This window comes from Seohaeicola sp. 4SK31, from assembly GCF_028802875.1.
Taxonomy (GTDB): domain Bacteria; phylum Pseudomonadota; class Alphaproteobacteria; order Rhodobacterales; family Rhodobacteraceae; genus Seohaeicola.
Genome location: NZ_JARAMP010000024.1, coordinates 1 through 12140, shown reverse-complemented (window position 1 = coordinate 12140; position 12140 = coordinate 1). Strand labels below are relative to the sequence as shown.

Annotated in this window: 14 protein-coding genes and 1 tRNA gene; 8 read left to right on the top strand and 7 right to left on the bottom strand. The window is 63.2% G+C overall.

The genetic code is table 11. The features are described from left to right. The first annotated feature begins 79 nt into the window (after nucleotides 1-79). Nucleotides 80-1183 (top strand): FliM/FliN family flagellar motor switch protein, encoded by a 1104-nt coding sequence (locus tag PVW27_RS17435; RefSeq protein ID WP_274559965.1) that lies wholly within the window; start codon nucleotides 80-82, stop codon nucleotides 1181-1183. 30 nt (nucleotides 1184-1213) lie between these two features. Here PVW27_RS17435 and PVW27_RS17430 read toward each other — a convergent pair whose 3' ends face one another. From PVW27_RS17430 to PVW27_RS17415, 4 genes are all read right to left on the bottom strand, one after another. Then, nucleotides 1214-1648, bottom strand: coding sequence for a TIGR01244 family sulfur transferase (locus PVW27_RS17430; protein WP_274559964.1), 435 nt, complete (start codon nucleotides 1646-1648; stop codon nucleotides 1214-1216). A gap of 8 nt (nucleotides 1649-1656) precedes the next feature. Beyond that, nucleotides 1657-2088 carry a DUF6691 family protein gene (locus PVW27_RS17425; protein WP_274559963.1) on the bottom strand — a complete coding sequence of 144 codons (432 nt, stop codon included), beginning with the start codon at nucleotides 2086-2088 and terminating at the stop codon, nucleotides 1657-1659. Then, nucleotides 2088-2513, bottom strand: a complete 426-nt coding sequence (locus PVW27_RS17420) for a YeeE/YedE family protein (RefSeq protein ID WP_274559962.1) — start codon at nucleotides 2511-2513, stop codon at nucleotides 2088-2090. The genes PVW27_RS17425 and PVW27_RS17420 overlap by 1 nt, the downstream gene beginning before the upstream one ends. A gap of 70 nt (nucleotides 2514-2583) precedes the next feature. After that, the gene (locus tag PVW27_RS17415; RefSeq protein WP_274559961.1) at nucleotides 2584-3447 is read right to left on the bottom strand and encodes an MBL fold metallo-hydrolase; all 864 of its coding nucleotides are present in this window, start codon (nucleotides 3445-3447) and stop codon (nucleotides 2584-2586) included. Nucleotides 3448-3612: 165 nt separating this feature from the next. On the opposite strand from PVW27_RS17415, the gene PVW27_RS17410 reads away from it, so the two are divergent. From PVW27_RS17410 to PVW27_RS17400, 3 genes are all read left to right on the top strand, one after another. Next, nucleotides 3613-3936 (top strand): TraR/DksA family transcriptional regulator, encoded by a 324-nt coding sequence (locus tag PVW27_RS17410; protein WP_274559960.1) that lies wholly within the window; start codon nucleotides 3613-3615, stop codon nucleotides 3934-3936. Between the two features lie 55 nt (nucleotides 3937-3991). Then, entirely contained in the window at nucleotides 3992-4216 is a 225-nt protein-coding gene (locus PVW27_RS17405; RefSeq protein ID WP_274559959.1) for a hypothetical protein, read from the top strand. A 100-nt stretch (nucleotides 4217-4316) separates the two neighbouring features. Continuing rightward, the gene (locus PVW27_RS17400; RefSeq protein ID WP_274559958.1) at nucleotides 4317-6464 is read left to right on the top strand and encodes a 3-hydroxyacyl-CoA dehydrogenase NAD-binding domain-containing protein; all 2148 of its coding nucleotides are present in this window, start codon (nucleotides 4317-4319) and stop codon (nucleotides 6462-6464) included. A 91-nt stretch (nucleotides 6465-6555) separates the two neighbouring features. Here the strand turns inward: PVW27_RS17400 and PVW27_RS17395 are convergent, their stop codons facing one another. After that, nucleotides 6556-6771, bottom strand: a complete 216-nt coding sequence (locus PVW27_RS17395) for a hypothetical protein (protein ID WP_274559957.1) — start codon at nucleotides 6769-6771, stop codon at nucleotides 6556-6558. 139 nt (nucleotides 6772-6910) lie between these two features. On the opposite strand from PVW27_RS17395, the gene PVW27_RS17390 reads away from it, so the two are divergent. Further along, nucleotides 6911-7171 (top strand): DUF2312 domain-containing protein, encoded by a 261-nt coding sequence (locus PVW27_RS17390; protein WP_274559956.1) that lies wholly within the window; start codon nucleotides 6911-6913, stop codon nucleotides 7169-7171. Between the two features lie 49 nt (nucleotides 7172-7220). On the opposite strand, the gene PVW27_RS17385 is transcribed toward PVW27_RS17390, so the two are convergent. Then, on the bottom strand, nucleotides 7221-8096 hold the full coding sequence (locus PVW27_RS17385) for a hypothetical protein (protein ID WP_274559955.1): 876 nt from the start codon (nucleotides 8094-8096) through the stop codon (nucleotides 7221-7223). A 125-nt stretch (nucleotides 8097-8221) separates the two neighbouring features. Between PVW27_RS17385 and PVW27_RS17380 the strand changes: the two genes are divergently transcribed. The 3 genes from PVW27_RS17380 (at nucleotide 8222) to PVW27_RS17370 (ending at nucleotide 11485) form a co-directional block, all read left to right on the top strand. Then, entirely contained in the window at nucleotides 8222-9892 is a 1671-nt protein-coding gene (locus PVW27_RS17380) for an ABC transporter permease (RefSeq protein WP_274559954.1), read from the top strand. 53 nt (nucleotides 9893-9945) lie between these two features. Next, a tRNA-Thr gene (locus PVW27_RS17375) sits at nucleotides 9946-10021 on the top strand. 90 nt (nucleotides 10022-10111) lie between these two features. Next, nucleotides 10112-11485 carry a tyrosine-type recombinase/integrase gene (locus PVW27_RS17370; protein WP_274559953.1) on the top strand — a complete coding sequence of 458 codons (1374 nt, stop codon included), beginning with the start codon at nucleotides 10112-10114 and terminating at the stop codon, nucleotides 11483-11485. A 51-nt stretch (nucleotides 11486-11536) separates the two neighbouring features. Here the strand turns inward: PVW27_RS17370 and PVW27_RS17365 are convergent, their stop codons facing one another. Then, entirely contained in the window at nucleotides 11537-12010 is a 474-nt protein-coding gene (locus PVW27_RS17365; protein WP_274559952.1) for a hypothetical protein, read from the bottom strand. Nucleotides 12011-12140 lie beyond the last annotated feature (130 nt).

The window sequence follows — 12140 nt, the reverse complement described above, 5'->3', positions numbered from 1 at the left end:
GACCACGGAACCCGCAGAAGCGGTGGCGGAGAACATGGTCGGAACAGCATCAAACGCAGTTTTGCGCCGCAAGGCGCGCATGGCGCGCGACGAGCAGGAGGCGCGGGCCATGTCGCCTGCGCGCGCCTTGCGTCTTGCGACGGAAAAGACCGCGAATGACGTCTTTTCGCTGGTCCTCTCGGTGCAGGCTGTGGCGCGCTCTCGGGTTGATCATCCGGGGCTTTTGGCGCTGATTCCGGATGGGTTGCTGCTGCTGTTGCTGGACGGGCCGGACGGGGCGGTGGGCGTCATGACACTGGATTCGGCCACGCTTTCGGCGTTGATCGAAATGCAGACCGTGGGGCAGGTGCTTCCACGGCCGCCACGCGACAGGCCCTTGACCCGCACGGATGCCGCGCTGGCGGCACCGCTGGTGGACGGTATCCTGCAACGCATGACGCAGGATCTGTCCGATCATGCAGACCGCTACTGGGCCTGTGGCTTTCGCTTTGGCGCGATGATTGATGATCGGCGCAGTCTGGGTCTGACGCTGGACGCGCCGGACTATCATGTCTTCCGGGTGGATCTGGACATCGCAGGTGGCGCGCGTCAGGGCGAAGTGATCCTTGTCCTGCCGTGGCGGGAGGATCCGGAACAGCATCGCCGCGCCGCAGATCGCGAGGTGTCCGGCAGGCAACTGCAAACGCGGGTCATGGATGCACCCGTGCGACTGGACGCGGTGCTGTGCCGGGTCTCTTTGCCACTGTCAGAAATCGGGAAGCTCGTTGTGGGCGATGTCTTGCCACTTCCGGCCGAGGCGCTGCGCGAGATTGCGCTGGAAGGTGTCGGTCGGCGGCGGGTGGCGACAGGGCGGCTTGGCAAGATAGACGGGTTGCGGGCCATTTGCCTGAACATGCCGGGGGGGATGCAGGCGCCGCAGTCCACCGAAACACAATCCGCAGCGGACAGCGCGCCTGCCGATGGGCGGGCCGGGGGGGCGGCCATCATGCCCGAACGGCTGCGCCCTAAAGTTCAACCCGCAACGCAGGACGATCCCTTGACTGTTTTCGGGCACGGCACCGATGGTCCGGCGCCGGACGAAGTCAGTGCCGGGTCATTTGCTGCGCTGGGCGAGATGCGGATCACGGATGATCTTGACGATCTGTCGCGCTTTGGGCTGGATATCGGGCCGGATGCGGCGTGACCCGCGCCAAGCGCCGACAGGCGCGCGGCGTCAGACCCCGCCTTGCGATTCCAGCGCGGTCAGTTGCGGGCGCAGACCTGCCAGATCATAGCCTGCATTGGCCGTGGCCTGCATGATCTGATCCACCGGCAGATGACCGGCCTGACCCAGCGACCACACCACCGAGCAGCGCGTGCCCGAAGCGCAATAGGCCAGCACCGGCCCCTCCGAACCCTCGATAAGACTGCGCTGACGCGCGACATTCTCGGGCGTCATTGTCTGATGGGTCAGGGGCAGGACGTGAAAGGTCAGACCGGCCGCGCGTGCAACCTCGGCGACCTGATCGGCGCGGTGCGACGGGGGGACTTCCTCATCCGGGCGGTTGCAGATGACGGTGGTAAAGCCTGCCGCCTTGATCGCCACGATATCCTCGGGGTCGATCTGCGGCGAGACGGCGTAGCGGGGCGTGATCTGACGAATATCCATGGCTCTGCTTATTCCGCTGGAACCATCCTGTCCAGCCTGACGCGCAGCATGGGCGTCAGTGCCATGCCCGCCAGCATGGCGGCGGCAAAGACCCAGTGCCAGACCCCGCCATAGGACAGGGATGCGATGGCCGGGCCGGGGCAAAGCCCCGCCAGTCCCCAGCCTGCGCCGAACATGGTCGATCCAAGCACAAGGTTCCGGCTGACGCGCGGTTCCTGCGGTTCTGGAAAGTCGCCGCCCACCAAGGGTTTGCGCCCCGGCACCAAGCGCCACGCGATGGCCATCGGGATGATCGCCCCCCCCATCACGAAGGCCAGTGTCGGGTCCCAGTCGCCAAAAACGTCAAGCCAGCCCTGCACCTTGGATGTGTCGGTCATGCCTGACACGAACAACCCCGCGCCGAACAATCCGCCTGCGATGAATGCAAAAAGCAGCCGCATCAGATGACCCCCAGAAGATGACGGAAGAACACGACCGTCAGACCGCCCGCCAGAATGTAGAAGACGGTCGCGACGATCCCCCGCAGGCTGAACCGCGAGATGCCGCAAACGCCGTGACCCGAGGTGCAGCCATTCGCCAGACGCGTGCCCGCACCAACCAGCAATCCGGCCGCGACGATCACCAGCGGATTGGTCGAGACATGGGTGTCGACATGTCCATAAAGCGGATAGAGCAGGATCGGCAGCAGGATCACACCCGCCAGAAACACCACGCGCTCGACCGCCGTGCTGCGTCCCGTGCCGTCCACCAGCCCGCCGATGATGCCACTGGCCCCCATGATACGGCCATTGGCCAGCAGATACACCGCACTGCCGGTCCCGATGAGCAACCCGCCCACCAGACCCCAGATCCAGTCCTGTTCCATAGTGTCTTGTCCTGTTGGTTTGCGTGGAAACGCTCCGCTCGCGATCTTGCGCCGCGCCCGGATGAGAAGGTCAAAGTTTGTTGACTGGCACTTTCAGAAACACATCGCCCTTTTCATCGGCGGGCGGCATCTGACCCGCGCGCATGTTCACCTGCAAGGACGGGATGATCAGCTTGGGCATGGCCAGCTGCGCATCGCGGGCATCGCGCATCTTGACGAAATCTTCGCGGTTCTTGCCTGCGCCCACATGGATGTTGCCGGCTTTCTGTGCGGCCACCGTGGTCTCCCAGGCATAGTCATCGCGACCGGGCGCCTTGTAGTCATGGCACACGAAAATTCGTGTCGCGTCGGGCAGGGCAAGGATCTTCTGGATCGAGTTGAACAGGACCTCGGACGACCCGCCCGGAAAATCGCAGCGCGCGGTGCCGAAATCGGGCATGAACAGCGTATCGCCCACGAAGGCCGCATCGCCGATCACATAGGTCAGGCAGGCAGGTGTATGCCCCGGCGTATGCAGGACATCGCCGCGCAACTGCCCGATCATGAAACTGTCGCCCTCTTCGAACAACCGGTCGAACTGGCTGCCATCGCGCTGGAACTCGGTCCCTTCGTTGAAGACCTTGCCGAAGGTGTCCTGCACGATCTTGATCCGGTCGCCGATCCCGATCTTGCCGCCGACGCGTTCCTGAATGTAGGGGGCGGCGGACAGGTGGTCGGCATGCACATGGGTTTCCAGCAGCCATTGCACGTCCAGCCCCGCGGCACGGACATGCGCGATGATCGCATCCGCCGATTTGGTATCGGTGCGGCCCGAGGCATAGTCGAAATCCAGAACGGAATCGATGATCGCGCAGGCGCTGCCTTCGGGGTCTTTCACCACATAGGAAACGGTGTTCGTGGCCTCGTCGAAAAAGGCGGTGACGTCAGGTGTCATGGTCTATCCTCCGTTTGGCCAACATATATGATCATCCGCATGTGTATCAAGGGTCAACCACATCTCCCGCGACGGAACCCCGCACGGCAGGAGAGGGTTTGACCTGTATCAAGGTCAGACAGACCCTGATCTGACAGGATCAACACAATCTAGGGAGACGCCATAATGAAAACCACTGAAACCCGCCGCGCAACGCTTTTGAAACGCCTGTCCGAACTGGACAGCCGCCTGCACAGCATCGAGGCCGAGCTTGAACAGCCCCACACCAAGGATTGGGACGACATGGCCATCGAGACGGAAGGCGATCAGGTGCTGGAGCGTCTGGGCCAGTCCGGGCTGGACGAGATCCGGCGCATCATGGCGGCACTGGGCCGCATCAAGGCGGGTGAATACGGGATCTGCGTGACCTGCGGGGCGCGCATTTCGGAAGAGCGACTGGATGTGCTGCCGGCCACGCCCTTCTGCAAGTCCTGCGCTGCGGCGCATTGAACAGGGCAGCGTGACCGAACAACTGGCCCGGTGCTGCGCCGGGCAGGAGGAAACGATGACTGACCAACTGCCACGCGATCTGATCCTCATGATGAAGGCCCTAGAGGCCGAGATCCGGGCGACCCCGCCCGAAGCGCGTGTCGAGCTGCAGGGCGATCTGCATCGCCTGTGTGTCCGGCTTGGGCACGAGGGATACCAGGTGCCGGAACGCCTGCGCGCGCTGGATGCGCTCCTGACCGATGCCGCCACCGAGGCGCAGTTCGACAATCTGCCCGTGTAACGGGGCTTGCCAGATACCGCTTTGATTTTGCACAGTCAGTCAAGCTTCTGTCGCCGAGAGCGGCTGGCGGTGCGGGATGGATGGCAAGGGGGGCGGTGGCGTGGTCGGGACAATCCGGCAGGATCAGCGGGACGGGGTGGCGATCATCAGGCTGGCGCAGCCGCCGCTGAACACACTGACGCACGAAATGCGCCGGGATCTGGATGAGGCGCTGTCCAAGGCCATCTCTGACCCCGAAGTGACCGCGATTGTCGTGACCGGAATGGCAGGAACCGCTGCGCCGCAAACGCGCGGCCTGTCCATGGGACTTGATCTGCGTGAAGCGGATCGGGGCTTCGCTGCGCCGCTCATGGCGGATATTTGCCGCAGGATCGAGGATAGCGCGACCCCGGTCGTCGTTCTTCTGCATGGCATGACGCAGGGGGCGGGGGCCGAACTGGCACTGGCCGCCCATGCCCGCGTCGCGACCGGCGAGGCGAGTATCGGCTTTCCCGATGTGATGCTGGGTCTGTGTCCGCAGGCTGGCGCCACCCAGCGTCTCCCGCGTTTTCTGGGCGCGCAGGGCGCGCTTGATATGCTGCTGTCGCAACATCATCGCTTGCTGCGGGCACGACTCCTGCGCCCGCTGGTGGACCGGCTGGTGCCCGAGGATGACGATGCCGAGGCGGCGGCCATTGCAGTGGCGCAGGGTCTTGCGGCTGATCTGGCGGCAGGCGGCGCGCTGCGACGGACCTGCGACATGCGCGATGGTCTGGCCGATTTCGCCGCGAATGCGACCGCCATAGCGGCGCGGCGTGATCAGGTGGCGCGCAGCCCCAATATTGCAGGTGCGAAGATCGTGGATTGCGTCGAGGCCGCCTGCCTTTTGCCGTTCGACGCCGGACTGGATTTCGAGGCCGTCGCCTTCGAGGATTTGCTGGCCTCGGATGTGTCGAAAGCGTTGCGCCATGCGACAGTCGCCGAACGTCGCGCGGGTCATATGCCCGAGTTGGCGCGCGCCAAGGCACCGGCGGTCACCTCTGTGGCCGTGGTTGGCGGTGGCGTTGCCGCGGCCAACATTGCGGTGACCTGTCTGGCGGCAGGTTTGCCCGTGGTGCAGTTCGAGCGCAGCGACGAGGCCGTGAAGGCGCTTGCGGAACGGATTGCCGGGGCGCAGGCCGGTCTGGTCCGCGCAGGCCAGATGACGGCCGACGCAGCAGCAGCACAGATGACGCTGTGGCACGGCACGACCCAGTTGGCGGATCTTGCCCGCGCCGATCTGTTGATCGAGGCCGTGGCCGATACATTGCCCACCAAACAGCAGGTGATGGCGGCCCTTGACCGGCTGGCGTCGGAGGGGTCCGTTCTGGTGACGACGACCGCGCAGCACGAGATCGCACAAATCGCGGCGGCCACGGCGCGACCCGGATCAGTGCTGGGGGTGCGGCTGGCCCACCCGGCTCATCTGACCCTGCTGGCCGAGGTGATCCCCGGTCCATCCACCTCCGACGCGGCCATCGCGCGGACTGTGGTCCTGTTGCGTGATCAGTTGCGCCGGATTCCGGTGCGCACGGGAACAGGCGGGGGCGGCATGGGCGAAGTGATCCTCGCCGCCCTGCGCGAGGCCGCGGCCGGAATGCTGCGTCTGGGTGTCAGCCCTGTGGCCATCGACAAAGCCTTGCAGGGATATGGTTTCCCGCATGGCGTTTTCCGGCAGATGGACCTTGTGGGACTTGAAGCCTGCATGACACAAGGCCGCATTGCGACGGCGCGACTTGATGTCGGTCAGCAGCATCTGGGCGATCTGGACAGGCTGATCATGGCGGGGCGCACCGGACAAGGCTCCGGACGCGGGTATTACCTGTGGCAGGAAGGGCAGGCGCAATCCGATCTTGCGGTCGCAGCGATTCTGGACCTTCCCACGGATGCCCAGGCCCCGCCCCAAGGGCCCCTTTCTCCCGAGTCGATCATCCTGCGGGCCGTGGCAGCGATGGCCAATGCGGGCGCGCGCGCGCTGCGGGCGGGTATCGCGCTCAGGCCATCGGATATAGACGCAGTGATGATCCAGGGCCACGGATTTCCACGCTGGCATGGGGGGCCAATGAAAGCTGCCGATCTGGTGGGGCTTTTCGACATCCTGCAAGCGCTCAAGCGGTTCACGCCTGAAAACCCTGCTCTCTACACGCCCGATCCGCAAGTCGCGGCACTGGTGCGCGAGGGACAGGGATTCGAGGACCTCAATTCCTTGAAAAAGGTTCAGGATCGTTAAGAAATTCTTAACTGCGTCTGGCAAGTCTTTGAAAAGGCATGATCCACAAAGTGTCCCACCGTGGGACACGCGGCGGCGGGCCTCGAAATTCTCAGGTCAGAAACACGCCCATGATGACCATCATCAGGCCGATGACGGACATGAAAAGGGCCCCCAGATTGATCGGCACCACCCGCTTGATCGTGGCGCGCATCTCTTCATCCGGCAGGTTCGCCCGCTTGGCGGCCGCCACCTTGAAGATACACCAGATCAGCCCTGCCAGACCCGCGACCGACACGGCTGCACCACTCCAGATCAATCCTTGCATATCGTCTGCTCCTGTTGCGCGCCCCTGCCTTAGCGCATTGCCGCGCGCGCCGCAACGCGACGGCTTTTCGCATCATCGGTCTTGCAGGGCGCGGGGGGCGGCGGTAGGGAAGGGCAACCCAACGGAGGCTTGAGAGACGATGAGCGACACCATTTCCGACGCCACCTACAGCGTTGCCGCAGAAGAACTGCGCGCCTTCATCGAACGGTACGAGCGTCTGGAGGCCGAGAAGAAAGACATCGTCGACGCGCAGAAAGAGGTGATGGCCGAAGCCAAGGGACGCGGCTACGATACCAAGGTCCTGCGCAAGGTCATCTCGTTGCGCAAGCGCGACAAGGACGACATTGCCGAAGAGGAAGCCGTGCTTGAGATGTACAAGGCCGCGCTAGGCATGATCTGACGCGTTGTCCGTCCGGTTCCGGTCTTGCCGGGCCTGCGGATTGATCGGATCAGGGCGACACCAGATCCACGCCTGAAATGCGGTTGATCCTGAAGATATCCTCTTCATAGGTCTCGGTCATCTGCCGCATCAGGTCCTGCGACCAGCCGGGCAGGTCCACTTCTTCCTCGATCGCGTCATCCAGGGCGTATTTGTCCAGAAAGGCAGCGATCACGCGGCGTTTCTGGATTTCTGTCATCGAAGGGTGGCTTTTCAGATAGGCCCGAAAACGCTGCATCCCCTTTGCGGACATGATTTCCGAAATAAGATCGAAACCACCGATGATCTTGGTATTCGGGGCAAGGCCCGCCATCTCGCGCACGAGGAAGGCCCAGATCAGCGGCGTATCTTCATTGCACCAGACGGTCATCTCGATATCGGGGACCGTGCTTCTGATCCGCGTCACCAGTTCGGACCAGCGCAGGTGAAGCGGATCGGCCCCGTTGAGAAAGCCCGGCAGATCTGTATCGGGCGCAAGCGCAAAGACGGCCGGCACGAAGGTCGCGGGGTTTCTCAGACCCATACACAACTCGATACTGTCGTTCGGAAACAGCTTGCGCAGTCGTGCCAGTTTAAGCTCGGCCCCCGGATAGAACACGCCCTTGCCGATGGCCATTTTCGGTGTGCCGAAGAAACTGTCATTGGACAGGATCATCCTGTCGGGCATGTCACCTTCGAGGATCGCGTCCAGCAGTACGGCACGCGCATCCAGGGCAGGTTCGCCATCAGCCATTGCGTTCAGCGTGTCCCGGAGCAGTCGGCGATAGCGCGAGGGTCCGGGCACTGCGATGCCAAGCGCCGAGAATGCCTCGGTGTTCTTGAGAATACACTTGATAAGCCGGTCCTCGTCGGTGGCATGGACGCCGGCGTGAAGAACGATATGCATCTGGTAAACTGCTCTTGTCTTGCTGGTACTGTACCGGGACGACTATAAGCTCTTTTCTGGACAGTTGAACCGTATTCAGGCAATGAACCTGCGGCAGCGACACAACCGGGAGACGCCTGATCCGCATGAGTGACATCACCGCAGCAGACAGGCCGCGCCCGAGATGGCGCAGACGACGCGGATCGCTTCTCAGCCCTTGGTCGTTCGGTGCCTTGCTGATTGCGGCTATCGTGGTTCTGCCGATCCTGTCGGTCGTCTGGATCGCGCTGACACCTGGCGAGAACATATGGCCGCATCTGATTTCGACGACATTGCCGCGCTATATGCGCAACACGCTGATCCTGATGCTGAGCGTGGGCTTGTTGTCCGGGTTCATCGGCACGGGGGCGGCCTGGCTTATCACGCGCTACCGCTTTCCGTTGTCACGCTGGCTGGAGTGGCTGCTGCTGTTGCCCTTGGCGATCCCGGCCTATGTGGGGGCCTATGCGCTGGTCGATATGTTCGAATATGCCGGCCCGGTGCAGACCTGGTTGCGGGGCATGATGGGGTGGAGCTCGTCGCGCGACTATTGGTTTCCGCAGATCAGGTCGATCGGCTCTGCCGTGGTGGTGCTGACAGCCGCGCTTTATCCGTATGTCTACCTGCTGGCCCGCGCCGCGTTCCGCGAGCAATCGGGCGCCTCTGAAGAAGTGGCGCGGTCCCTTGGTGCAGGGCCATGGGGCCGGTTTGCCCGTGTCGGTCTGCCTCTGGCACGCCCTGCCATCGCGGCGGGGATGGCGATCGTGATGATGGAAACGGTCAACGACTTTGGCGCCGTCGACTATTTCGCTGTGCAGACCCTGACGACGGGTATCTTCAGCGTCTGGCTGGAAAGTGGCAATGCCGCAGGTGCCGCGCAGATTGCGAGCGTCGTGCTGGTGTTGGTGATCCTGCTGGTGGGGCTGGAGAAATCCAGTCGGCGTCGGATCAGGTTCTTCAACCTGTCGACCCGCCACCGTCCGGTCGAGCCGGCCGCGTTGAGGGGGCCGGTCGCTTGGGTGGCGACGCTGCTGTGTCTGATTCCCTTCGCGCTGGGCTTTCTGTTGCCGGGGGGGGTGATCTTGTCCCATGCCCTGGATAATGCGGACCGTTGGGCCGATCCGGCACTGGGACGCGCCTTGTTCAATACGCTGACTGTGGGCGGGGCTGCGGCGCTTCTGACAGTGCTGGCAGGGGTGTTCATGGTCTATGGCGTGCGCCTGTCCGGCCGCCGTCTGCCGCGTCTTCTGCTGCCGTTGACCACCATCGGTTATGCAGCACCGGGGGCTGTGCTGGGCGTGGGTTTGCTGATCCCGCTGGCGGCGCTGGATCACCGCATCGCGGATATGGTTCAGGCGGTGACGGGCGTGGACATCGGGCTGATGCTGACCGGATCGGCCACGGCGCTTGTGCTGGCTTATACCGTGCGCTTTTTCGCCATCGCCCAAGGGGCGGCCGATGCCGCGATGGGCCGTGTCTCACCCAGCCTGCCGATGGCCGCACGGTCGCTGGGGCGCAGTCAGGGACAGGTGTTGGGCCAGATCTACTATCCGCTGATCCGGGGCTCTGTCGCCTCGGCCCTGCTGCTGGTCTTTGTCGATTGCGTCAAGGAGTTGCCCGCGACGCTGTTGCTGCGCCCGTTCAACTACAACACACTGGCCACGCGGGTGCATGATCAGGCCAGCCTCGAGAATCTGGGCAACGCCGCCCCCGCCGCGATTCTGGTGATCCTTGTAGGTCTGGCCGCCGTGGGACTGCTGGCGCGCGCCAATCGCTGAGGTGGAAATCCTCTTGCCACCCGCGCCGTGATTGCTTAAACGCACTCTCCAGTGCCCCTATAGCTCAGCTGGTAGAGCAACTGATTTGTAATCAGTGGGTCCGCGGTTCGAGTCCGTGTGGGGGCACCAGATCACTCGCTGATCATCCTTTTTTTCAACGATACAAGGCCGTTGGCTCTTCCCGAAGGACACATTTCGGGGCACAGAAAGGGCACAAGGATGGTCATGACGGTGAAGCTAGAACACGTTGATAAGACAGACTCGGGTGGCTGGCGGTATCGTCGTCGCGTCCCTAAGCGACTCGTTGACGTGGTAGGGCGGGGCTGGTTCCGTTACTACTTCAAGGCCAAAACGGAAGCGGCGCTGGTTGCGGAATACCCGAAAGCACAGGCGGCGTTCGCTAAGATGGAAAGAGAGGGCGAGGCCAGCCTGTCCGCTGTCGAGACCCAATCCCCCCGTGAGGCGTGGTTCGCTGCCAAGGTGGAAGCAGATGCCATGACTGCTGCTGTCGTCGGTCTTGAGAATGATGAAGACGACTATGACAGACGTGAGGTGGTCGCTGAAAGCCTGCGGGGAGTGAAGGGCAAGGCATTGACCATCGCGGCCCTCATGGACCCAGAGAGGCCAGCCCCCGCACACACCTTGCAGGATGCCCGGAACATCTACCTGAGGGAGCGGCTGGGGGATGATGAAGACGGGCGGAAGCGGTTGGACAGGGTTTTCAAGCGGGTCGAGGAGGCGCTGGGCGATCTGACCAAGCTGCCGTTGTCGGGTCTCAAACGGGAACATGCCCGCAAGGTTCGTGATCTTATGTTGCAGTCCGAGAAGAAGGGCGGCGGCAAATTGTCCCCCGCCACGGTCGAGAGGGAGTTGAACCTCGTTACAGCTGTTGTCTCCTTGGCGCTGCGGGAGTTCGATCTTGCCGGGTCGGTAGCCAACCCATTCGAGAAGCTGTCCGTGGGGTCCACTGGCAAAGAGGCATTGCAGAACGAAAGCGACAAGCGCGACCCGTTGCCTGCTGACGTGATCAAGGCCATGCGGGAGAGGCTGTCCAGTGGCGCTGTCAGGTTGCCCGAGATCGGGTTGATATGGCGGATGCTGGAAGGCACGGGATGCCGCATGTCCGAGGTGACTGGCCTCCTTGTTGACGATGTGGACGTGACAGGAGAACTGCCGCACCTCCGCATCCAGTGGAACGAAGACAGGCGCTTGAAGACCCAAGTGTCCATCCGCTCTGTGCCACTTGTGGGCGATGCTCTGGCCGCTGCCAAGGAGGCCCTTGAGTTGCCCCGAGAGGGCAGGGCTTTGTTTCCCCGATACAGCGGTAAGCGCGGGGGCGATGGTGCCTCCCAAATCCTGATGAAGCACCTCCGCACGATCACCACGAACCCCCGCCACACGAACCATTCCTTGCGCCACAATATGAAGGATTGGCTGGTGACCGCAGATGTGCCCGAACTGGTCCAGAACCTCCTCCTTGGGCACACCCTCGGGGGCGAGGGAAACACGGCTTACGGGGGCGATAGGGCTAAGCTGGTGGTGACCACGAAGGCCTTGAAGAAGGCGCTGGGCCTGCCCTCCGAGGACGCCTGATGCCCCCCTGTCCGGTGACGTTAGGTTGCCACTGAACAGGGGGAGGAAGGGTCAGGCGCGGGAGACCTTGAGGAAGCCGCCTTTGACAGCCTGCTCATAGGACATTTGGCCAAGCCGAGGCACGTCAACCAGCAAGACCCCCGAGGCTGCGCGGTAGTAGGTCAGGCCGGAAGCGTCCAATGCGTCCAGCACGGCGTCAGGGTCGAGGCGGTAGAGGGAGGCGCGATAGTCTGCGGCCAAGTCCTCGAAGCCCTTGGTGCTGTTGCTGGTCATTAGGGACCGGATGGCCTCGGTCACACGCTGCTGGTTCTCGCTGGAGGAGTTGACGAAGTCTGAGAATACGTCTTCATCGTGGACCCCCAGCGTGGCCAGCTTGGCTGTCACGGCGTCATACATGCCAGCCTGAACGGTCGTCACCTGTTCAAGCAGCGTCTCGGGGTCAACGCCTGTCTGCTGTGACATGCGGTTGATCACCTTGGCGTCCACCTCTCCATCCCGCAGGACGCTGTTCAGCGCTGCGAACATGGTGCTGTGTCAACGGCGGAGACAAAACCGGCCACGTGGCGGCGCAAAAGTAGGCCAGTGGCGGGGCACTAAGCGCCATGGCGCGTGCGCTCCCCAAATAGTTGGCATGTGCCATGGCGCATTGGCCCGG